The organism is Parashewanella hymeniacidonis, from assembly GCF_016900895.1.
Taxonomy (GTDB): Bacteria; Pseudomonadota; Gammaproteobacteria; order Enterobacterales; family Shewanellaceae; genus Parashewanella; species Parashewanella hymeniacidonis.
This window is the reverse complement of the sequence record NZ_JAFEUN010000020.1, coordinates 25,379-46,860: the sequence shown is the minus strand read 5'-3', so window position 1 is coordinate 46,860 and position 21,482 is coordinate 25,379. Positions and strand designations below refer to the sequence as shown.

The following is a 21,482-nucleotide window of genomic DNA, read 5'->3' as shown; positions in this document are numbered from 1 at the left end:
ATGAAATTTCTTGAGTGTTAGCGTATTCTGTCTGCATAGAGGGCTTTATGTGTTGTTATTGCGTGTCGGAACAATATAACTAACACAAAAAGCTCTCTTGTCTACCTTTATATAAACTCAACTCATTGATCTTAATAGATCTATTTTTTAAGTTTGTCGTTTCAAAAGATCTACACCCTATTGAATTCCAAAAAATATCTAAAGAAACTGAATCAACAGTCACAGATTCACACAGTGATAATTCATCGAGTTATCTGAGACTAAAAATATACCTACATACATGTGATGGAGAATCCAGAGAGTTATTACTATGTTTAATCAATAATCAAATGCTCCTTAACTTTATGACGCACGAGCAATTAAACTTTGAATACCTATCAAACCTATTCAGTGAAGATATTCTATCAAAAGCTATTTCTGCCGCTTCCCTCGATTAACTTACTAGTGAGCCAGCAAACTCATCCGTTTGAGTTTGCTCCTGTTTCGCTAAAAACTTTTGTTTTTTTACATGTGCATTTTCCAAAGCAACTTCGAGCCCTAAATGACGTCCTAATTGTCTTCGCCACAACTTCTCAACTCGCTGCTTTTCTTGAGTATGCAGCATTTGTTGACGAGTGAGTTGCTTTTTAATCGGCTCTAGCGCCAAACTCATTTCAACACTATTATTCAAAAGCATAGGGTTGGCATGACAATAACGCTGCTGCGCATAATGAGTGGCCGCTTGTTGTAATGCTTGTTGCTGCGTTGCGAGCTGATCAAGCTTTAATTGTGCTTGCTGTTTTTCATTTGCTAGTGCACAGAGCTTCTTTTGCTCCTGCTGACTCAGCAGCTTTAACGCTTTCACTGTTGACAACCCGTCAATTGCGAGATCAAAGTATCCAAACTTATTAGAGTCTGCTCGACACTCGAAGATTCATGCATGCCTTGCTGTAAAAACTCTGCCAGCTTTGAATAACTGCTCACGGCTATATCTAACTGTGGGTCTTGTCCCGCTTGATAACCACCGAGTGGAATTAACGCTTTAACTTCGTTGTATTTACTGAGCAGCAAACGCATTAACTTTGCGTGTTCTAATTGTTGTTCATTAGATATTTGCGTCGCTAAACGACTGACCGAAGCGCACACATCAATCGCTGGAAAGTGCCCTTGCTCGGCAAGTTGACGACTTAGCACGATATGACCATCTAAAATCGCTCTGGCAGAATCAGCGATCGGATCTTGCAAGTCATCGCCTTCACTGAGAACGGTATAAAAAGCGGTTAAAGTTCCTATTGGATGCTGACTGTTCCCCGACATTTCGACTAAGCTTGGCAGCGTAGCAAACACTGAGGGCGGATAGCCCTTGGTTGCAGGAGGTTCGCCTAAACTCAATGCAATTTCACGTTGTGCTTGTGCGTAACGGGTTAGAGAGTCGACTAACAGTAACACTTGCTTGCCCTGCTCTCTAAAATCAGCAGCGATTTGATGACAAAGCAACATGGCACGTTTGCGCATGACAGGTGTTGTATCGGCTGGAGCTGCTACAACAACAGCACGTTGCATCCCCTCGCTACCGAGTGAATCTTCGATAAACTCTCGTACCTCACGACCACGTTCACCAATCAAACCTACGACGATCACTTCGGCTTCGGTGTATCGAGTCATCATTCCTAACAGCACCGATTTACCGACACCTGAGCCAGCAAATAAGCCTAACCGTTGACCGCGACCAATCGGCGTTAATGCATTTATTGCTCTCACGCCAACATCTAAAGTCTCCGTAATGGGTTTACGTTTTAATGGGTTTAGGTTTTTATGAACATGACTGTGTTTGTTATCGATACGTGCTTCAAGTTCATCAATTGGTTGCCCTAAACCATCGATAACACGACCGAGAAGTTTTTCTCCGAATGGCATTCTACGATGATCTGAAATGGGTAACACTCTTGCACCAGGCATTAAGCCATGAGGGTGCTCAACAGGCATTAAGCACAGAGTTTCTTTATCAAAGCCAACGACTTCAGCTTCTATCCATCGGCCATCTCGGCATTCAATTTTACAAGGCTCACCCGTCGCCATTTGGCAACCCACAGCTTCGAGCAGTAAGCCATTAACCCGAGTCAGTCGGCCGTAGACCTGTGCAACAGGAACCGCTGGAAAATCAAGTATTACCGCTTCAGTCGGCGACATGCGCTTCCTCTGATTGAGCTACTTCAGTTTGCACGGTTTGGTTTTGATTCATTTCAACCAATTTATTGGCCACATGATCCATACAGGTATTTAAGCGAGTTTCTACTGAAGCGTCTGCGTCGGAGTGTTCACTCACAACGCGGCACCCACCAGCAGAAATACCGTCATCAGAAACAAGTTTCCAATCCTTAATTTTATCGGCAGCGAGTTCTTGTAGCTTACTGACGGCGGTAGGCTCTAAATGAATTTTAACTTGCTTGGCATCATCAGGCAGCGCCGCTAAGGTTTCTTCTACTAGCGTTAGTATTTGTGCTGGCTGTAGGGTTAATTCACAACGGATCACTTGCTGAGAAACTTTACGCACAAGTTCTAGAATCAAATCCTGCTGTTGTAGAATATGCTGGTTATGACCGTCCTCTAGTGTTTCTTTTAGTGCAGAAAGCGGAGTTATCATATCGTTGAGTTGCGATTCAAGGTGAGTTCGGCCTTGTGCATGCCCTTCGGCCAGCCCCTGTTTAAAACCGACATTATAACCCGCTTGTTTTCCTTGCTCTTCACCTGAACTAAAACCAGTGTCATGCCCTTGCTGCAGACCTTCTTCATAGCCTTTATCAAATTTAGCTTGATAGTCATCCCATGCAGCTGTTGCGTCTTGCAATTCCTGCTCATGAGCTGATTGCAGTAAAGGAGGAAAACGATGCAACCGTACATTACGCTGCGCTGATTTATTAAACACTAAATTCAAAGGTTTCATATCGTCTTTACTTCCTATTCCACAACTTGCTCTTCAAATAACTGCAGCTCAATTTCACCGTCATCGTTCATTTTTTTCGCCAACTGCATGATTTCTTTACGGGCAGCAATAGCTTGACTTAAAGGCACAGAACCTAAAGCTTCAGATTGAGTTTCAATCGCTGATGACATGCGTTTTGGTAACGCTGTCATGATGATACCTTTAAGCTCAAAATCGATGCCTTTAATGGCTATTGCAAGTACCTCTGGTGGTACAATCGAAATGATTTCTTGGAGAACATCTGGCTTTTGACGACCAAGAATAATGAAGTCAAACATATTATCGGTAACATCACTTGCAAGTTCAGTATCATGTAACTTAATCATGGTCATCAGCTGCTCACGATCACCGTCATAACGATTCAAAATATCGGCTACTTGGCGTACACCAGATACTTTAGTGTGACTCTTTTCCATAGCGATGAGCATGCAACGTTCAACCAGCTGTCTCAGCTCATCAACAGCATCTCTATCCAGCTCACTGAGCTGAGCAATACGAACTAATACTTCATCCTGAACAGTTTCAGGCAATTCTTGCAATACTTGAGCAGCACTTTCTGGTGGTAATAAAGCAAGAAGCACAGCTTGGAGCTGACAATGCTCATGTGCGATTTCCTTAGCAAGAAGCTGCGGATCAACCCACTCTAAACGTCTTACAAGTGTTTTTATTTCGTTGCCATAAATACTGTCGATCAAACTCTTAGCGACTCGATCGCCTAACGCTAAATCTAAGGTCTTTTGCAAATAAGAACGTGATGCTCTGGCAATGCCTGATTGTTCACGATATTGACTAAAAAAACGTCCAAGAACATCATCAGCTTCATGTTGGCTGATACTAGAAAGTCGGGCCATTTTATGACTAAGGTGTTGTACATCATGGCGATCAAGATGCGCCATCACTTGCGCTGCACCTTTTTCTCCCATACTCAGCAGTAACATTGCCGCTTGCTCTACATTGTTCATACTACTGCTCCTTATTCTCTTCGACTTCTTTATCTTTGATCCAATGCGAAATAACTTCAGCGACTCGTGCAGGCTCTTTTTCGGCTAATAAGCCTAAGTGTTCTAGTTTGACCGTCAGTGGTGAACCAGGCTCAGGCAGTCCATGTAAATGCATCCACTCAGCTTCTGATAATTCAGCTTGTTCTGGTGTCTGCGCTGATTTTGGCAATGCACCTAGAGACTCTGCTTGCTGTTCTTCTGGGCTCAATAGCGGTTTAGCGTCATGATTTGTGTTGTCTTCAAATTCATTTTCTACTGTACGTGTTAAGTGTTTCACCAAAGGACGCAATACAAAAATGATCAAGCCAAACCCAAGCAAACAACCAATCAAGTAACGTAAATACACTTGATATGTTTCGGACTGCCACCAAGGCATCGGCTCAAACTGTACCGCAACGGTAGGGGCAAAACTAAAGCTGTTGATGCTAAATTGGTCGCCACGCTCAGCGCTGTAACCAATCGCATTTCGAACCATCTGACTGATCTGTTGCTGTTGTGCATCTGTCCAGCCAGCTTCACCTGCAGCCGCATTATTGAGCAGTACCGAAACAGACAAACTCTCAAGCTGCATTTGCTGATATTTTATGTGCTTAACTGAGCGACCAACATCAAATTGGCGATTATTTTGCTCACGTAGATTACGGCGTTGGTTTTTATCTGACTCACTGTCTGTCGACGGCGGCTGGTTACTGAGTGCGCCAGGAATACCTAGTGCTAAATCTGAATTACTTTCATCACGTGATAGCTGCTCAGAACGTATTACGGTAGAGGGATCTAATGATTCTTTAGTCTCTTCAATTTGGTTGAAGTTAACCTTAGCTGATACTTGCACCTTGAAGTTATCTTGACCAAGTACAGGCAATAGCATGTTTGATGCACGCTCAATGAGGCTCTGCTCAAGTTCATTAGTGTATTTTAACTGGCGATCACGTGACTGAGTCATGTCTTCACCTATGTTGATCACTGAACTTAAATGGTTACCTTCTTGGTCTACGACTTGAACCCGCTCAGGCTTCATCCCCATAACACTGCCAGAAACTAAGTTAACAATCGATTCAATCTGCTGTGGTGTTAGGTTAGCATCTGCGTATAAATCCAACATAACTGATGCAGAAGCCAGTTCTGGTTTCTCACGAATGAATAATGATTTCTTTGGAATCGCAAGATGCACTCGAGCATTGCGAACAACTTTTAAGGCCATAATGGTACGGGCTAACTCTCCTTCAAGGCTATGGCGATAACGAGCTTGCTCCAAAAACTGACTGGTACCGATACCTGATTTGTCTAACGCTTCCATACCAGAAGGCACTTTGGCTTTCACGCCACGTGCTGCCAGTAACATGCGTGCTGCACCCAATTTCTCTTCAGGTACTAAAATTAAGCCGGTATTGGTTTCAAGTTGGTAATTGATACCTTCAGACTCTAGCACTTCAATGATCTTCGAAGTATCCACCTGCTCTTGCTTACCGTACAAAGCACGGTAGCCTTGACTAGCACTCCATAATGCCAGCACTATCACACAAGCGACTACAATCGCTAACACAGCAAGCACCAGTACTTGCTTATCGCTGCCATTGAAACTTTGCCACTTTTGCTTCATTGATAAAAGCAAGTTGCCACTTTGCTCATCGGTGATCACTTTCGGCTCAGGTTGAGTTAACGTCATTGTCATAGTGCGAGTTTCCAAAGATAAAATTAAATAGGCATTTTCATTACGTCATCAAACGCCTGAACGAGACGATTACGTATTTGAACCATTGCAGAAAAAGATAGACTGGCCTTTTGGGATGCAACCATAGCGCCGACTAAGTCATCACTTTGGCCACTATCAACGGCACGCATCAATGCAGATGATGAATTTTGATCGGTATTAATCGCAGAAACTTTTTGTGCCATTAAGTCAGAAAATGAAGCTTGAGCGTCTCCAATTTCATCAGGATTGCGACGAATGGTAATTTCACCTTTCGCTACTTCTTTATAGCGGTCAAGTTGTTGCAATAACGATTGGTTATTTGTATCTAAAGCATTCATTTACGCTTACCTTTAATTCTTCTTTTATAAGCAGCTATGGTTTATGCGGCTTTCGCTTCTGTTAAAATAGTGTCAATATCGATACCTTGCTCACGCATTTGCGCCAACTTGTAACGTAAGGCTCGAGTTGTCATTTCCAAAAATTCGGCTGTTTTACAACGATGACCATTGAAACGCTTTAAAGCATCAATAACGAATTGGAATTCAGCCTGCTGCTTAGACTGTTTTAAACTGGTCTCTTTCGTTTCTATAAGGACGGCACTAGATTTAATTTCTAAACCCAAGTCTGCCATCTGTATCACTTGCCCACGCCTTAATACCAGTGCACGCTGAATACAATTCTCCAGCTCTCTTACATTTCCCGGCCAATCATGTGCCATCAACACTTGCTTAGCTTGATCGCTAAAAAACTGAAGTGGGGTATCCATGTTGTACTTACTCAGAAAGTGTTCAGCTAAAGGCAAAATATCGCTTCTGCGTTCACGCAATGGCAATGTTTTTAAGGGAAGTACATCTAGGCGATAGAATAAATCTTCTCTAAATTCACCATTGTTAACCGCTGCGCGTAAATCACGATTGGTGGCAGCAATAATCCGGATATCCAATGAAATCGATTTATGATCGCCTAAGCGTTCGACTTCTCTTTCTTGGAGCACTCGCAATAGTTTTGCTTGAAGCAGTAACGGCATTTCACCAATTTCATCCAGCAGAATCGTACCGCCGTTGGCCAGCTCAAACTTACCCGGCTGATCGGCTTGTGCCCCAGTAAATGCACCTTTGCTATGACCAAACAGTAAAGATTCAAGAATACTCTCAGGGATAGCGGCACAGTTAATCGCAATAAATGGCTTATTCGCACGAGAAGAATTTTGATGGATATAACGAGCTAACGGCTCTTTACCTGTTCCACTTTCACCTGTAATCAATACTGAAGCCTCAGTCATGGCACTACGATGAGCAAGCATCAATAGTTGACGACTAACAGGCGATGAAACAATATAATTATGGTTTGTCTTTTCTAGTTCTTTTAAGCGGATAACCAAGGCAATTAATTGTTCTTGCTGCAACGGCAATAATAGATAATCTTGAACACCTAACTTCATGGCCTGCGCCGCATTTTCACTTTGTTCGGCATTAAGTAGTGCGACTTTATTCGTACCATTAACCTTAGCCAATTCAACTTCAATGCATTCAGCAGACACTTTTGATAGATTAACGAGACTCAACCAAGGTGTTTGCTGGCAGTTCGTCACAAGATTAAAGCCTTCACATTCTAATGCCTGAATTAAGTCATCAGAGATTAGATGATCAATGAGTTCAATGCAGTATTTATTCACTGGTTTACTCCTTGACTATGCTTAACCAGTTTCACCGTAACACGACGATTGATAGAGCGACCTTTCTCTGTAGAGTTCGCTACTAACGGCATCCGTTCACCGTGGTGGCGCACGTCTACCATATCAATAGCAAGTCCGAGTTCGACAAGCCTCGATGCGACTTCATCAGCACGCTCTTTACTCAATACCAAATTGGCTAAGTGATGACCATTGCCGTCAGTGTGTGCATCAACAAGTATGCGCTCGATAGTGCTGTCTGCTTGAACGTATTCAACAATCGCATTCAAGTCTTGCTCATGCTGAGAATTAAGCTGACTGCTTCCTGAGTCAAAAATAAGGTCAATGCGTCGAACGTAAGAATAGGGTTTTGGCAACAGTTGAGCGTAACAATGGCGAAATTGCTCAATGACGTTTTGTGAATTAACCGAATTAGCAATGCCAGAAAATTGTTCGCCAATCCGGTTATCAACCGTAACTTCAATAGTATAGCCTTTGGCTATTGCTTTTAAATAAAGACCGAGCTTGTCATCAGCAACTGAAGTTTGCTGTTTGTTCTTTGCTTGAAATTTAAAAGTTGGAAATGACTCATGCTGTGTTTGATGCCATGAAGGAACAACCACTTGAGCAAAGCTATGTGCTTTTTCAAAATTCAGCCATTGACTGTTTAAATTCAGTGTTAATGACGCATCTGGTCGTGCGACCAAACTGATCTCACCAAAGCGGCTAATATCATGTGCAATTTGACATGAAAACTTGTCGCCTTGATAGCGCCAATTTGATTGCTCTAATTCAGTTTGAAATGAGCCAGCCCATAAAACATTAGGCAATAAAGCACACACAACCCAAAGGCTTATTTTTATTATTGTAATGACCTTCATCGAATTATCTCGTCCATAAACAGTTTTAATTAAAACTTATAGAGGCGGTTATAAAAACCACAAAACTAAAACTAATTGGCAATAAGAATTAACAACAGAAACAATTAAACACAAATTAATATTAATTGTAAAACAAAATAACAAATTAAAGTCACATTAATTAATTAAATGCATTTATCATTGACCTAGCAATAATAAATAAGATAAATTCAAAACCGATTTATAAATATAATTAACAATTTAGCGAACAGTGACTATTTAATTATAGGCAAATCAAGCACAAAGCACGCTAAGTCACTGTTTTACTTAAGCTTAAATAAATGAAACTTTAGTGTCAAAAGTTTATCTAATGTCAAAAAATTATTTAAAGTAAGAATATTGACGTTTTAAATAATAAATAAGGACGTGACATTAATTTGACATAAAATATATATAAACACTTATTTGACGACTGACAAATTAAAATCAAAATAAAAAATGAAAACGACATCTAAAGCAACATTATTAAAAACAAACAACACAAACAGTATTAGACCAATAGTTTTAACAAATGAAAAACTTGCCAGAAGTAGATTATTTGCTCAACTTAAGTCTAGCCAACGTTCAATTTTAAATGTCACTAACTCTTTATTAATGCCAATAATTAGGCAAGGACATTCGGCGTTAGAAACTATTAAACAAGACTCAGTACCAGAAGTATTTGATCCAAATATCAAACAATCCTGGTTCACTATGATGTATCAAGGTAATACCGTTGCTTGGTGGAGTGTCGATCGCTCTACATTAGATCAACTCGCCAGTTGTTATTATGGCAGCCCAAGTAGTCCGGCTAAATCTCCCTTACTGCCTCCAAGCAACTCCGAATTTCGTCTGGCAAAACGTTTTATGCTTGGTGCATTAAAAGCATTACCCGATTTATCCCTAGATCCAGATGATATCGAATTAACACTATTAACAAGTGCCAGTGAGATTAATGCACAGGTGATTTGGACAATGAACTTTGCCAAAGAAAGCTACATAAAACCTATGCATTTTTGTGTCAACGAACAACTTTTGGGTTTGCTCTCCAACCAACCAACCCATCAAGAGCCTGCTCTAAACCTGGCTGAAAAGCTTAAAGAGAAGAGCCGCCAAATTCCTGTGCAACTCAAAGTTGAACTAGGAAAAGCCAATACCAGTATGACAGAACTAAATCAGTTACGTCCGGGCGACATTTTACCATTGACACTACATGCACATTGCCCAGTAAAAGTGACTGATCACCATCTATATGACGCCAATATTTATACCGATCAAGGTCAAATGATAGCCAAAATCACTAAAGTTCAAGACGAGGAAAAAATGACATGAGTGAACACGATTTATTAGCTGATACGGATTTATTGCTAGATGCTGACATCTTTGGTGATGATGAGCCATTAGATCTACCAAACACAACGAAACCTACAAAAGATATGTCTTTTTTCCAGCAGCTACCAGTTCAAGTGACGCTTGAATTGGCCAGTGCTGAAGTATCACTAGGTGAACTCACAGAAATGGGAGAAGGAAACGTCATTATGCTCGATCGTATGGTGGGCGAACCATTGGACGTGCGTGTGAATGGTGCTCTATTAGGCCGTGGTGAAGTGGTTGAAGTCAGTGGCCGTTATGGTGTGCGTTTATTAGAAGTTGAATCAACACAACTTTAAGACAAGTGATTTAAGGTTTACACACATGTGTCGAGTATTACTGATCCTAGCGCTAATGTTTTCACCGTTAGCAAGTGCTTCTGAAGGGCTTACCCTGCTGACATTATCTGATGGCGATCAGCAACAGTCGGTAAACATTAAGCTTGAAATTTTAGCATTAATGACCGTCTTGAGTTTATTACCTGCCATGCTAATGATGCTCACCAGTTTTACTCGAATCATTGTGGTACTCGCTATTCTTCGTCAAGCCATTGGCCTGCAACAAAGTCCGCCTAATCGCATACTTGTTGGCATTGCATTAGTGATCACACTATTTATTATGCGTCCTGTAGGTAATGCCATTTATGAAGATGCTTTTGTTCCTTATGACAAGGGGTTAATTGAACTACCTGAAGCAGTAGAACGCGCAGAACAACCGTTACGTAAGTTTATGTTGGCACAAACTCGTGAAACAGATTTAGAGCTACTATTAAAAATTGCTGATGAACCTACAACGCTAACGAAAGATGAAGTGCCATTTTTAGTCATGATGCCTGCCTTTGTATTGAGCGAATTGAAGACGGCATTTCAAATCGGCTTTTTGTTGTACTTGCCTTTCCTTGTTATTGATTTAGTGGTCGCCAGTGTGTTGATGTCTATGGGGATGATGATGCTATCGCCACTGATTATCTCGTTACCCTTTAAATTGATGGTATTTGTACTCGTTGATGGTTGGTCGATGACGGTAAATACCTTAGTCGCCAGTTTTGGTTGACGGAGCGAGTTATGGATACTAATCAACTCACAGCTATTTTCGCTGATGCTATTTATTTGGTGGTTGCCATGGTAAGCGTACTCATCGTACCAAGCTTACTATTGGGCTTAATCATCGCAGTTTTTCAAGCTGCGACTCAGGTGAACGAACAAACACTGAGTTTCTTTCCTAAGCTCGTGTTTACTTTATTAACCGTTTTGTTTACCGGCAACTGGATGTTGACCAAGTTGGGTGACCTATTTAACCAGCTGTTCTACAACATTCCACATGTCATTGGTTAAACCTAAAAACATCAGTTGAACGCTAAAAATAACTTATGAAATTACAACATATTTTCGATTTTCATTGGCTCACCAGTAAGGTGAATCGCTCTACGCTTAAAGGCGTATCAAACTGATGTCTTTAGGTTAACCATGCTAGCGCTTACTACCGATCAAATCGTCAGTTTTCTTGGTTTATTTTGGTGGCCATTTTGTCGACTAATGGGTGCATTTGCCTTAATGCCGATGCTTGGTAGTAGCTATACACCAGTTACTGTTCGCATTTTGCTCGCTGCCTCTATTTCTGGAATTTTAGTGCCCGTATTACCTGCAATGCCACATATTGATCCGCTTTCGATACAAGGAGTATTGGTAGCTGGAGAACAAATGTTGGTGGGAGCCATGATGGCATTATTCGTCAATATGCTAATTGTTACCATGACTATGATTGGTGCCATGATGGCGATGCAAATGGGGTTAGCCATGGCAATGATGAACGACCCATCAAGCGGCAGTTCTAACCCGATTATTGGTCAATGGTTGTTAATATACGCTATTCTTTTATTTCTCTCTTTAGATGGACACCTTGTCAGCATTGGTATCATGGTCGACAGTTTTCATCTATGGCCTGTGGGCAGTGGTGTTCTCGGCCTGCCATTAATGTCATTGGTCTCCAAATTCGGTTGGATGTTTGCGTCCGCCTTTATGGTCGCACTGCCGGTAATTATTGCGATGTTGTTAGTCAATATTACCTTTGGTGTGCTCAGCCGTGCAGCACCTTCATTGAATGTGTTTGCATTGGGCTTTCCTATGTCAATGCTCATGGGGCTCTTTTGCGTACTATTCTCGTTTTCCGGTTTACCGTCTCGATATAGCGACTTTTGCATTGAAGCCTTGCAAAGTATGCAAAATTTTATTGGTGGTAGCTGATTATGAGCGAAAATAGTGCACAGGACAAGTCAGAACAGGCCACCCCCCAAAAACTAAAGAAAGCGAAAGAAGAAGGACAAGTTCCTCGCTCGAAAGATCTCGCTTCTTCAGCCCTCATCATGGTAGGTGCCGGTCTACTGATGAGTTATCAAACTGAAATTGCTTCGCAAATTGTTGAACTCACACAGTTCAACATGATGATTGACAAAAATGCGTTGCGAGAAGCCGATATTTTGCAGCTACATCTCGCATCGTCACTCATGTCTGTGGTTACTATTCTCGCACCAATATTGCTGATTTTAATGCTGACGACCATTGTCACGGGGTCACTGCCGGGTGGGGTGGTATTAAGCGGAAAAAACTTAGGTTTTAAATATAATCGTATCGATCCGATTAAGGGCATAGGCCGTATTTTTTCAACTCGTTCTTTAGTTGAGCTCCTCAAATCTGTGCTGAAAATCATTCTATTAGCCGGAATTATGATTAACTTACTATCTAATGAACTACCGAGTTTACTCGGCTACAGCCAGCTTGCTGTTGATGAAGCCATTACTCAAGGGATCCATATGCTGGCCATGGGGATGCTGTACCTGTCACTTGGCTTATTAATCATTACCTTTATCGATGTTCCGTACCAATTTTGGCAACATGGTAAAGAGCTGAGAATGTCGAAACAAGAAATTAAAGAAGAACAAAAACAGCAAGAAGGTTCACCAGAGGTTAAAGGCCGTATTCGCCAATTGCAGCAAAAGATTAGCCGCTCTCGAGCTGATGTTTCCATTCCACAAGCAGATGTTTTGCTAGTAAACCCGACCCATTATTCCGTCGCACTGAAGTATGACGAACAAAAATCTGATGCGCCTTATGTTTTAACTAAAGGCACCGATGAACTTGCTCTGTACATGAAGCAAATTGCAAAAAAACATGATGTTGAAATTGTAGAAATTCCGGCATTAACTCGTGCGGTGTACTACTCCACACAAGTTGAACAACAAATACCAGCAGCCTTATTTGTTGCTATTGCTCACATTCTCAATTATGTCATGCAATTACGAGCGGCACGCCAAGGTAAGCAAAAAGCGCCTGCGCCCTTACCGAACTTTTTCATCCCACCACATTTAAGACACGACTAGAGGTACAAAGCAGCATGGACACGTTTACCAAGCTTTTTTCGGGTAACAAGGCATACATCGGCATTCCGGTTATGCTTTTAGCAATGCTTGCCATGGTAATTTTACCATTGCCGCCTTGGCTACTGGATATTTTGTTTACTTTCAATATCGTGCTATCAATCATGGTATTACTGGTTGGCGTATCGATTCGTAGACCATTAGAGTTTTCAGTATTTCCAACCGTTTTGTTACTCGCCACGTTAATGCGTTTAACCCTAAACGTTGCCTCAACTCGTGTGGTATTAATTGAAGGACATAACGGTGGTGATTCAGCAGGCCGAGTGATTCAAGCCTTTGGCGAAGTGGTGATCGGTGGCAACTATGTAGTGGGTGCGGTGATCTTCCTGATCTTAATGATCATTAATTTCGTGGTGATAACCAAAGGTGGAGAACGAATTTCTGAAGTGTCTGCACGTTTCACTTTGGATGCCTTACCTGGCAAGCAAATGGCGATTGATGCGGACTTAAATGCAGGTGTAATTAGCCAAGAACAAGCTAAAGAACGCCGTCAAGATGTTGCCCGTGAAGCCGACTTTTACGGTTCAATGGACGGTGCTTCGAAGTTTGTACGCGGCGATGCAATCGCCGGAATATTGATTTTAGCCATCAACATTATCGGTGGTATATCCATCGGTGTGTTTATGCACGATTTAAGTGCCGCTGATGCCTTTAAAACCTATGCATTACTCACCATTGGTGACGGCTTAGTTGCACAAATCCCATCACTACTTTTAGCAACGGCTGCAGCGATTATCGTAACCCGTGTTTCTGATGAAGAAGAGATGCCGCAGCAGTTAGGCAAACAATTACTGGCGAACCCTAAAACCTTAGCTACTGCAGCTGGTGTAATGGTGGTGCTTGGTATAGTACCTGGCATGCCAACCTTAGTATTCTTAACCTTCGCTGCGATTCTCAGTTTTGCTGCTTGGCGTCAATATCAATTCCAACCGTCAGCAGCGCAAGATCTTGATATTGAAGACGTCGCTGAAAATAGCTTATCTGAACCTGCAGCGCCAAGTTGGGATTCACTCCCCTTTACCGATCTCATTGAAGTACGCTTAGGTTATCGCCTAGTACATCTGGTTGAACGATCCAAGGGCGCTGAACTGCAAAAACGTCTAACGGGTATTCGCCGAACACTGTCAGAACAAGCTGGTTTTTTACTGAGTGAAGTACGAGTACGGGACAACTTATCGCTTGCACCCAATGCTTATCAAATCAGCGTGATGGGAACACCAGTGATACTTGCAGAGTTAGAGCCTGAAAAATTAATGGCTATCAACAGTGGCGCTGTTCACGGTCAGCTTGATGGCACCTTAACCAAAGATCCTGCTTACAATATGGAAGCTATTTGGATTGAAACAAGCCAAAAATCGAAAGCGTTGAACTTAGGCTACTCCGTTGTGGACAATGCCACTATTATTGCAACTCACGTCAGTAAACTGATCCGAGAATCACTTCCTGAAATGCTACAACATGATGATGTGCATGCATTAAATGATCGGCTTGCAAAACAATCGCCTAAATTAGCAGAATCTTTAAATACAGCACTTACCCCAATTCAGCAGCTTAAAGTGTTCCGCTTATTATTGAGAGAACAAGTCTCGCTTCGGGATATTCGAACCATTGCTACGACCTTGCTAGACTGCAGTGAAAACAGCAAAGATCCTATTTTACTTGCTGCAGATGTACGCTGTGCATTAAGAAATAGCATTCTGCACAGCATCGTAGGTAATGCGAATAAAGTGAAGGTGATGACGCTTGCCCCAGAACTTGAACAAACGTTGATGACAGCTCTAAATCAGGCTCAGCAACAAGGTAACGTATCACTGGATAGCTTCCCTATTGATCCACAGTTACTGGCTCAGATTCAACAGTACATGCCTGATCTATTGGCGAAAGCTAAAGAACAAGGTCATACACCAACGCTATTGGTGCCACCACAACTACGACCAAGTTTAGCTCGATATGCACTGGCCTTTGCGAAAGGCTTACATGTGCTTTCTTATAATGAAGTTCCTGAGTCAAAAGAGCTGATGATTGCAGGACAATTAGGATAAAAAACATCTAGCGCCTCAAATATTGTCGATTAAAAGGCGCTAATATTTATATTCTAAGTTAATATATTTAGTTAAGTTATAAGGTTATAACTGAGCGTTCTCATTTCAATATTTGAGGTTTGTTTTGCCAAAGTATCTTCAAAATTTACGCATTGTCGCCATTCCTTTTTTAGCAACGTTCGTGTGTTTATTTGCAATCTACTTTCAACAAGAACACTGGCAAAGCTGGCGACCAATTTTACGAGAGTTACCTTTGTGGCTATTACCTATTTCAGCGGTGATTGCGATTCAATTTAACCGTAGTCGCTTAAGCTATTTAGCGTTAATCTTCACCTTCTATTTTGCAGTTGAACGTAGCCTTTTATTCGATAGTCAAACTCTGCAACAAAACGCTTTAGTTATCTTCTCAACGATGAGTGCAGTGATGGCTTTTTTGGCATTAAGTAAAGACAGGGGCTTAGCGTCTATTTTTACTCTATTGAATATTATGATCATCAGCGTGCTTTGCGTTATGGGCTACTTTTGGCATCACTATCAAGCCAGCACCTTAGCGTTATTCGAAAACAATGCGAGTTTTCTAGCATCAAAAGGGCTTATCGAAATGCTCCCATGGGGTATCTCTGCTATTTTAATCACTGTTGCGACGATTAGAAATGGTACCTTAACTTCTACGGCAATTGCGCTTAGTTTCAGCTTTTGGTCGATGATATTCTTTAGTCCGGAGTTATTCCCTACTGCAATTCTACTAACCGTATTAGCGGCTCTTTATTTTATTAGCATTCTGTTCGACTCATATACTTTAGCGTATCGTGATGAACTAACAACACTTCCCTCAAGGCGTGCTCTGTACAACTTAGTATTGTCTCTAGGGCCTAAATACAGTGTCGCAATGATGGATATTGATCATTTCAAGAAGTTTAATGACACTTATGGTCATGATGTGGGTGATCAAGTATTAAAACTCGTCGCAAGTAAGCTCTCTAAAGTCAGCGGAGGTGGTAAAGTATTTCGTTATGGCGGTGAAGAATTTACGGTTATTTTCTCTCGTAAAAACGCAGCTGACACGATTGAACATTTAGAGGCTGTCCGACAGTCCATCGAAGACTATAAGATTGTTATTCGTAATGATGATCGAAAGAATGACTCTAAAAAGTCCCGTTCGAAAATGAAACAGGCGAACAAAACTGTGAGCGTAACCATATCAATTGGTGTAGCTGAACATGGTAAAGGTGAGACTTTTGATCAAACACTAAAGCAAGCAGACTTAGCTTTATATGATGCTAAGAAAAAAGGTCGAAATCAGGTTTGTCTGAAATAACACGATAATATTCAGTAAAAATTAAGAGTTACTCTCGGTATGTATTGATTACAAAAAAACCAGCAATTAGCTGGTTTTTATATAATAAAAGCTGCAATGGCTTATTTCACAACAGTTAAATGACCGCGCTTTTTCGGAGGTTTGTTATTACCGTCATCTTCAGGTTTAAGATCTTGTTCAGCCTCAACTTCAGATTCCAATAACTCATCATTCTCTACCGCCTCTAAATGAGCGTCATTTTCAGTCTCTTCATCGTCACTTGGTAGGTAAGCATCTTCCATATCAAACACAGTACCAGCCCCATTTTCGCGAGCATAAATAGCTACAATAGCAGCCATTGGTAGAACAATATGATGAGGTACGCCGCCAAAGCGAGCATTAAACTCAACAAAGTGATTGTTCATCTCTAGACTCAATACCGCACTCATTGCGATATTAAGTACGATTTGACCATCTTTAACATATTGTTGAGGAACCTGCGTACCTTTAACGTACGCATCAACAACAATATGCGGTGTTAGACCATTATCTAAAAGCCAGTCATAGTATGCTCGTAACAAATATGGACGATTTGGAGTCATGTATTAGATACCCATTCGCATTTCGCGTTCTGCTTCAGTCAACGATGCTTTAAATGAGCTACGTTCGAAAATACGAGTCATATAAGCATGAATGTGTTGACTAGATTGCATATCAAGTTCAATACCCATTGTAGGCAATCTCCACAAAAGTGGACCTAAATAGCAATCAACTAAGCCAAATTCTTCACTCATAAAGTATGGTGTTTCAGCAAAAATTGGTGCTAAAGCTGTTAAGCTTTCTTTTAATTGTTTACGAACTTGATCTGCATTATCACCGCTCTTAATTTTAGCTACGAGTGAATACCAATCATTTTCGATGCGATGCATCATCAAACGGCTACTGCCCCTAGACACAGGATAAACAGGCATTAGCGGAGGATGCGGGAAGCGCTCATCCAAGTATTCCATAATGATACGAGATTCATAAAGAACCAAATCACGGTCTACTAGTGTTGGTACAGAGTTGTATGGGTTCAACTCCATTAAATCTTCTGGTAATTCGTTAGGGTCAACCTGTAAAACATCAACAGTGACTCCTTTCTCAGCCAAAACGATGCGCACTTGATGGCTATATAAATCATCGGCCCCTGAAAACAAGGTCATGATAGAGCGTTTGTTGGCAGCAACAGCCATTGATACCCTCCAAATTCTTATAAAAATAAAACAAACGAGGGGCTAAGCCCCTCGTCTATAGTCAGATAATGTACATTTTACCCTTTAAATGGGGTTAGTGTACATCTCTCCAGTATTCTTTCTTCAAGAAATAAGAGATGATGAAGAAAATAAACAAGAAGCCAAGTACATACCAACCCATTGATTCACGAACCGTACGAACAGGTTCTGCTGAATAAGTTAGGAAGTTAGTAATATCAAGGACAGCTTGGTCAAACTCTTCGGCCGACATACTGCCGCCTTTCGCTTCACCAGGCTTACACGTTTGAATACCGTGATTATCTGTCGTACAGGTAGCGTCTTTAACACCTTCTAATGTTTCTAACACGTTAGGCATGCCCACTAAAGGGAATACTGTGTTGTTGACACCGAATGGACGAGTGTCATCTTTATAGAAGCCTTTTAGGTATGAATAAACCCAATCACTACCACGAACACGTGCAATCAAAGTTAGATCTGGCGGTGTAGCACCAAACCACGCTGCAGCTTCTTTATGTGGCATCGCATTAGTCATTAAAGAACCAATCTTAGCGCCATCAAGAATGTACTTTGCACGCATATCATCAGCTGATATACCTAAGTCTTCTGCAACACGACCATAACGTTGATATTCAGTACTATGACAACCAGAACAATGTTGTTGAAATAAGTTCAAACCACGTTCTAAAGAAGCTTTGTCGTGAAGGTCAATATTCGCTTTTTCTAAAGGTACACTGCTTCCTGCTGCGATAACAAAAGTCGGAAGTAATGCAACTAATGCAATAAGTAATTTCTTCATTAGTGAGTCACCCTCTCTGGTACTGGCTTTGTTTTCTCATTTTTACTATATAGCCACAAGAAGAAGAAGAAACCAAAATACAGTAGCGTAAAGATACGTGCCGCTATTGTTTTCTCTGGTGTCGCTGCAACGGCACCTAAGTAACCAAGAACTACAAATGAAACAGCAAACTGTCCAATATTCAACTTATGAAGCAAGCTACGGTAACGAACTGACTTAACTTTACAACGGTCTAACCAAGGTAGAACGAATAGTACTACGATAGAGAGTCCCATCACTACAACACCACCTAATTTATTAGGCACCGCTCGAAGCATTGCGTAGAAAGGCGTGAAGTACCAAACCGGAGCAATGTGTTCAGGTGTTTTCAGTGGGTTAGCTGGTTCAAAGTTTGGTTTTTCTAAGAAGTAACCACCACCATCAGGCATAAAGAACAGAACATAACAGAACAGTATTAAGAAACCTGCTACGCCCATGATGTCTTTAACAGTGTAATAAGGATGGAATGGAATACCATCTACTGGCCAGCCATTTTCATCTTTGTTTTTCTTAATTTCGATACCATCTGGATTGTTAGAACCCACTTCGTGTAATGCAATTAAGTGAAGGAATACAAGAACAACAAGTACGAGTGGTAACGCAATTACGTGTAATGCAAAGAAACGGTTTAGAGTAGCACCAGAGATCACGTAGTCACCACGGATCCAAAGTGTTAAGTCATCACCGATTACTGGAATCGCACCAAACAGAGAAATAATTACCTGAGCACCCCAGAATGACATTTGTCCCCACGGAAGTAGATACCCCATGAAAGCTTCAGCCATCAAAACAAGGAAAATCAGCATACCGAATAACCACAATAGTTCTCGAGGCTTTTGGTAAGAACCATAAAGTACGCCACGGAACATATGCAAGTAAACTACGATAAAGAACGCTGATGCGCCTGTAGAGTGCATATAACGAAGTAACCAACCATAATCAACATCACGCATGATGTACTCAACAGAAGCAAATGCGCCTTCTGAAGTTGGTACATAGTTCATGGTTAGCCAAATACCTGTTATTAGCTGATTGACTAATACCAGTAGGGCTAAAGAACCAAAGAAGTACCAAAAGTTAAAGTTAGTTGGTGTTGGGTATTGACCAACATGACGATTGTAAGTTGCCGTCATTGGAATACGTGCATCAATCCAATTTTGCATACTCTTTAACATTTGCATTACGCTACTCCTTTATCGAGACCGATAAGAACAGTTGCGTCATCCACATAATGATGCGGTGGAATTACCAAGTTCAATGGTGCTGGAACGCCTTGGAATACACGGCCAGCCATATCAAACTTAGAACCATGACAAGGACAGAAGAAACCAGATCTTATACCTTCAACGTATTGCTCAAACTTATCGTGTTCATAAGTTGGTGAACAACCAAGGTGAGTACAAATACCAACAGCAATGAATAATTCTGGTTTAATTGAACGACCAGGGTTCTTTGCATATGCAGGTTGTTGATCTTCTTCAGAGTTTGGATCACGCAATTGGTTATCATGCGTTTGAAGCTCGTCCATAATATCTTTATTACGACGAACAACCCAAACAGGTTTTCCACGCCATTCAACACGAATTAGCTGGCCTGGCTCTACTTTACTAATATTAACTTCAACCGGTGCGCCTGCAGCTTTCGCTTTGGCACTTGGATTCCATGACTTGATGAAAGGAACCGCTACAGCGACGGCACCTGCTCCACCTACTACGGCGGTTGCGGCGGTCAGGAATCTGCGACGTCCGGTATCGACTGGCGCATTGCTCATCCACTTATCTCCCAGAGGGTGTTGGAATTTTATTTATTCAACGATATTAAAATCTTGGTACATCAAAGCTAAAGGGAAAATTTTGTACCCTTTAGACAATAAAGTGTAGCACCAAAGATTGAGGCGGTGCTCATTATAGCGAAAAATTAGAAATAGATCATAGTGAAAACACATAAGTTACGTACGGATATTGGTTATTTTTTTCAATTAGAGGTGAAATAGTGTGTGAACTGGCTGAAAAACTGTCAATTAAACAGCAAGTGTTCAGCAAAGTTTGTGAATTAATAAATAAAAAGCCCGAACATGTTCGGGCTTTTTTACATTATGTTTGAGGTTTGTCTTCAAATTAATACGAAGTTATTTCTTTTCAGAACCTTTCATATATTTAAAGAACTCACTGTCAGGCGAAAGTACCATAACGTCTGAATTTTTAGCAAAACTCGCACGATAAGCTTCTAAGCTACGTAAGAAACTATAAAACTCAGGATCTTTTTTATAGGCATCAGCAAAGATTTTAGCTGCTGTGGCATCACCTTCACCACGTGCAATTGAAGCTTTACGCTCCGCATCTGCAATTTTAATCGATACACTCGCATCTATCGTTGCTTTGATAATCTCAGATTGTTCTTTACCTTGAGCACGATGCTCTTTAGCTACAGCTTGACGCTCAGCACGCATACGTTTGAAGATACTGCTACTTACGTTTGCAGGTAGATTAATTTGCTTAACACGCACATCAACGACTTCAATACCAAGATCTTTAGCACTTTCGATTGCGTTTCTTAGCGCGTCACGTTGAAGCTCATCTCGGTTACCCGACACAATTTCTTTAATCGTGCGACGACCAAACTCAGTACGCAAATCGTTATTCACTTTACGCTGTAACAGCGATTCTGCGATAGATTTTGTGCCTGTATTGGTCGATAAATAATATTTTTCGAAATCCTCTACACGCCATTTAACGTATGAATCTACCATCAAATCTTTCTTTTCAGACGTCACAAAACGGTCTGCATCACTGTCTAATGTTTGAATACGCGCATCAATTAAACGCACTTCGTCAATCAATGGAACTTTTAAATGTAACCCCGGCTTAAAGACCTTATTGGTTTGCTGACCGTCAATGTCAGTTTTCAATACGGCTTTAAAACGCGTCACAATTGCTCTTTCACCTTCATCTACTTTAAAGACTGAAGATAAACCTACGCCCACAAGCAGGGCAAGAATAATTAAAACTACTCTGCTCATAA

22 protein-coding genes are annotated in these 21,482 nt (G+C 41.2%); 8 read left to right on the top strand and 14 right to left on the bottom strand.

Annotated features, from left to right (window positions below; all coding sequences use genetic code 11):
• Positions 1-433: 433 nt before the first annotated feature.
• The 8 genes from JQC92_RS06185 to JQC92_RS06150 are packed head-to-tail and all read right to left on the bottom strand — an operon-like array spanning position 434 to position 8,209.
• The gene (locus tag JQC92_RS06185; RefSeq protein WP_204998833.1) at positions 434-844 is read right to left on the bottom strand and encodes a hypothetical protein; all 411 of its coding nucleotides are present in this window, start codon (positions 842-844) and stop codon (positions 434-436) included.
• The gene (locus tag JQC92_RS06180) at positions 841-2,169 is read right to left on the bottom strand and encodes a FliI/YscN family ATPase (protein ID WP_204998832.1); all 1,329 of its coding nucleotides are present in this window, start codon (positions 2,167-2,169) and stop codon (positions 841-843) included. Before JQC92_RS06180 ends, JQC92_RS06185 begins: the two co-directional genes overlap by 4 nt.
• Positions 2,156-2,923: a flagellar assembly protein FliH gene (fliH, locus tag JQC92_RS06175; RefSeq protein WP_204998831.1), complete on the bottom strand. Its 768-nt coding sequence runs from the start codon at positions 2,921-2,923 to the stop codon at positions 2,156-2,158. The genes JQC92_RS06180 and fliH overlap by 14 nt, the downstream gene beginning before the upstream one ends.
• Positions 2,924-2,937: 14 nt before the next feature.
• Complete coding sequence (locus tag JQC92_RS06170) at positions 2,938-3,924, bottom strand: flagellar motor switch protein FliG (RefSeq protein ID WP_204998830.1); 987 nt, start codon at positions 3,922-3,924, stop codon at positions 2,938-2,940.
• A gap of 1 nt (position 3,925) precedes the next feature.
• Positions 3,926-5,635, bottom strand: a complete 1,710-nt coding sequence (gene fliF, locus JQC92_RS06165) for a flagellar basal-body MS-ring/collar protein FliF (protein WP_204998829.1) — start codon at positions 5,633-5,635, stop codon at positions 3,926-3,928.
• Positions 5,636-5,658: 23 nt separating this feature from the next.
• The gene (gene fliE, locus JQC92_RS06160) at positions 5,659-5,994 is read right to left on the bottom strand and encodes a flagellar hook-basal body complex protein FliE (protein WP_204998828.1); all 336 of its coding nucleotides are present in this window, start codon (positions 5,992-5,994) and stop codon (positions 5,659-5,661) included.
• 41 nt (positions 5,995-6,035) lie between these two features.
• On the bottom strand, positions 6,036-7,331 hold the full coding sequence (locus JQC92_RS06155) for a sigma-54 interaction domain-containing protein (protein ID WP_204998827.1): 1,296 nt from the start codon (positions 7,329-7,331) through the stop codon (positions 6,036-6,038).
• Entirely contained in the window at positions 7,328-8,209 is an 882-nt protein-coding gene (locus JQC92_RS06150; protein WP_204998826.1) for a MotY family protein, read from the bottom strand. The genes JQC92_RS06155 and JQC92_RS06150 overlap by 4 nt, the downstream gene beginning before the upstream one ends.
• A 477-nt stretch (positions 8,210-8,686) precedes the next feature.
• Between JQC92_RS06150 and JQC92_RS06145 the strand changes: the two genes are divergently transcribed.
• From JQC92_RS06145 to JQC92_RS06110, 8 genes are all read left to right on the top strand, one after another.
• Positions 8,687-9,559 carry a FliM/FliN family flagellar motor switch protein gene (locus JQC92_RS06145; protein WP_204998825.1) on the top strand — a complete coding sequence of 291 codons (873 nt, stop codon included), beginning with the start codon at positions 8,687-8,689 and terminating at the stop codon, positions 9,557-9,559.
• A complete protein-coding gene (locus tag JQC92_RS06140) occupies positions 9,556-9,897 on the top strand; it encodes a FliM/FliN family flagellar motor switch protein (RefSeq protein WP_204998824.1) in 342 nt (113 codons plus the stop codon). Before JQC92_RS06145 ends, JQC92_RS06140 begins: the two co-directional genes overlap by 4 nt.
• A 25-nt stretch (positions 9,898-9,922) precedes the next feature.
• On the top strand, positions 9,923-10,651 hold the full coding sequence (gene fliP, locus JQC92_RS06135) for a flagellar type III secretion system pore protein FliP (RefSeq protein WP_204998823.1): 729 nt from the start codon (positions 9,923-9,925) through the stop codon (positions 10,649-10,651).
• Positions 10,652-10,662: 11 nt separating this feature from the next.
• On the top strand, positions 10,663-10,932 hold the full coding sequence (locus JQC92_RS06130) for a flagellar biosynthetic protein FliQ (RefSeq protein WP_129948453.1): 270 nt from the start codon (positions 10,663-10,665) through the stop codon (positions 10,930-10,932).
• Between the two features lie 132 nt (positions 10,933-11,064).
• Positions 11,065-11,841 carry a flagellar biosynthetic protein FliR gene (gene fliR, locus JQC92_RS06125; RefSeq protein WP_204998822.1) on the top strand — a complete coding sequence of 259 codons (777 nt, stop codon included), beginning with the start codon at positions 11,065-11,067 and terminating at the stop codon, positions 11,839-11,841.
• A gap of 2 nt (positions 11,842-11,843) precedes the next feature.
• Positions 11,844-12,974, top strand: a complete 1,131-nt coding sequence (flhB, locus tag JQC92_RS06120; protein ID WP_204998821.1) for a flagellar biosynthesis protein FlhB — start codon at positions 11,844-11,846, stop codon at positions 12,972-12,974.
• 14 nt (positions 12,975-12,988) lie between these two features.
• Positions 12,989-15,073: a flagellar biosynthesis protein FlhA gene (gene flhA / locus JQC92_RS06115; RefSeq protein WP_204998820.1), complete on the top strand. Its 2,085-nt coding sequence runs from the start codon at positions 12,989-12,991 to the stop codon at positions 15,071-15,073.
• Positions 15,074-15,197: 124 nt separating this feature from the next.
• Positions 15,198-16,391: a GGDEF domain-containing protein gene (locus tag JQC92_RS06110; protein ID WP_239480416.1), complete on the top strand. Its 1,194-nt coding sequence runs from the start codon at positions 15,198-15,200 to the stop codon at positions 16,389-16,391.
• Between the two features lie 101 nt (positions 16,392-16,492).
• On the opposite strand, the gene JQC92_RS06105 is transcribed toward JQC92_RS06110, so the two are convergent.
• From JQC92_RS06105 to hflC, 6 genes are all read right to left on the bottom strand, one after another.
• Positions 16,493-16,972, bottom strand: a complete 480-nt coding sequence (locus tag JQC92_RS06105) for a ClpXP protease specificity-enhancing factor (protein WP_204998819.1) — start codon at positions 16,970-16,972, stop codon at positions 16,493-16,495.
• A 3-nt stretch (positions 16,973-16,975) separates the two neighbouring features.
• Positions 16,976-17,605 carry a stringent starvation protein SspA gene (sspA, locus tag JQC92_RS06100; RefSeq protein WP_204998818.1) on the bottom strand — a complete coding sequence of 210 codons (630 nt, stop codon included), beginning with the start codon at positions 17,603-17,605 and terminating at the stop codon, positions 16,976-16,978.
• Positions 17,606-17,699: 94 nt separating this feature from the next.
• Positions 17,700-18,422, bottom strand: a complete 723-nt coding sequence (locus JQC92_RS06095) for a cytochrome c1 (protein WP_204998817.1) — start codon at positions 18,420-18,422, stop codon at positions 17,700-17,702.
• Positions 18,422-19,636 carry a cytochrome b gene (locus JQC92_RS06090; RefSeq protein WP_129948691.1) on the bottom strand — a complete coding sequence of 405 codons (1,215 nt, stop codon included), beginning with the start codon at positions 19,634-19,636 and terminating at the stop codon, positions 18,422-18,424. The genes JQC92_RS06095 and JQC92_RS06090 overlap by 1 nt, the downstream gene beginning before the upstream one ends.
• 5 nt (positions 19,637-19,641) lie before the next feature.
• Positions 19,642-20,232 (bottom strand): ubiquinol-cytochrome c reductase iron-sulfur subunit, encoded by a 591-nt coding sequence (gene petA / locus JQC92_RS06085; protein ID WP_204998816.1) that lies wholly within the window; start codon positions 20,230-20,232, stop codon positions 19,642-19,644.
• A 357-nt stretch (positions 20,233-20,589) separates the two neighbouring features.
• On the bottom strand, positions 20,590-21,480 hold the full coding sequence (gene hflC / locus JQC92_RS06080; RefSeq protein ID WP_204998815.1) for a protease modulator HflC: 891 nt from the start codon (positions 21,478-21,480) through the stop codon (positions 20,590-20,592).
• Between the last annotated feature and the right edge of the window lie 2 nt (positions 21,481-21,482).

Excerpts from the sequence above, each read along its gene's own strand:
- JQC92_RS06180 (WP_204998832.1), bottom strand. The coding sequence starts at position 2,169 with ATGTCGCCGACTGAAGCGGTAATACTTGATTTTCCAGCGGTTCCTGTT.
- fliH (WP_204998831.1), bottom strand. The coding sequence starts at position 2,923 with ATGAAACCTTTGAATTTAGTGTTTAATAAATCAGCGCAGCGTAATGTA.
- JQC92_RS06170 (WP_204998830.1), bottom strand. The coding sequence starts at position 3,924 with ATGAACAATGTAGAGCAAGCGGCAATGTTACTGCTGAGTATGGGAGAA.
- fliF (WP_204998829.1), bottom strand. The coding sequence starts at position 5,635 with ATGACAATGACGTTAACTCAACCTGAGCCGAAAGTGATCACCGATGAG.
- fliE (WP_204998828.1), bottom strand. The coding sequence starts at position 5,994 with ATGAATGCTTTAGATACAAATAACCAATCGTTATTGCAACAACTTGAC.
- JQC92_RS06150 (WP_204998826.1), bottom strand. The coding sequence starts at position 8,209 with ATGAAGGTCATTACAATAATAAAAATAAGCCTTTGGGTTGTGTGTGCT.
- JQC92_RS06145 (WP_204998825.1), top strand. The coding sequence starts at position 8,687 with ATGAAAACGACATCTAAAGCAACATTATTAAAAACAAACAACACAAAC.
- JQC92_RS06140 (WP_204998824.1), top strand. The coding sequence starts at position 9,556 with ATGAGTGAACACGATTTATTAGCTGATACGGATTTATTGCTAGATGCT.
- fliP (WP_204998823.1), top strand. The coding sequence starts at position 9,923 with ATGTGTCGAGTATTACTGATCCTAGCGCTAATGTTTTCACCGTTAGCA.
- JQC92_RS06130 (WP_129948453.1), top strand. The coding sequence starts at position 10,663 with ATGGATACTAATCAACTCACAGCTATTTTCGCTGATGCTATTTATTTG.
- fliR (WP_204998822.1), top strand. The coding sequence starts at position 11,065 with ATGCTAGCGCTTACTACCGATCAAATCGTCAGTTTTCTTGGTTTATTT.
- flhB (WP_204998821.1), top strand. The coding sequence starts at position 11,844 with ATGAGCGAAAATAGTGCACAGGACAAGTCAGAACAGGCCACCCCCCAA.
- flhA (WP_204998820.1), top strand. The coding sequence starts at position 12,989 with ATGGACACGTTTACCAAGCTTTTTTCGGGTAACAAGGCATACATCGGC.
- JQC92_RS06105 (WP_204998819.1), bottom strand. The coding sequence starts at position 16,972 with ATGACTCCAAATCGTCCATATTTGTTACGAGCATACTATGACTGGCTT.
- sspA (WP_204998818.1), bottom strand. The coding sequence starts at position 17,605 with ATGGCTGTTGCTGCCAACAAACGCTCTATCATGACCTTGTTTTCAGGG.
- JQC92_RS06095 (WP_204998817.1), bottom strand. The coding sequence starts at position 18,422 with ATGAAGAAATTACTTATTGCATTAGTTGCATTACTTCCGACTTTTGTT.
- JQC92_RS06090 (WP_129948691.1), bottom strand. The coding sequence starts at position 19,636 with ATGTTAAAGAGTATGCAAAATTGGATTGATGCACGTATTCCAATGACG.
- petA (WP_204998816.1), bottom strand. The coding sequence starts at position 20,232 with ATGAGCAATGCGCCAGTCGATACCGGACGTCGCAGATTCCTGACCGCC.
- hflC (WP_204998815.1), bottom strand. The coding sequence starts at position 21,480 with ATGAGCAGAGTAGTTTTAATTATTCTTGCCCTGCTTGTGGGCGTAGGT.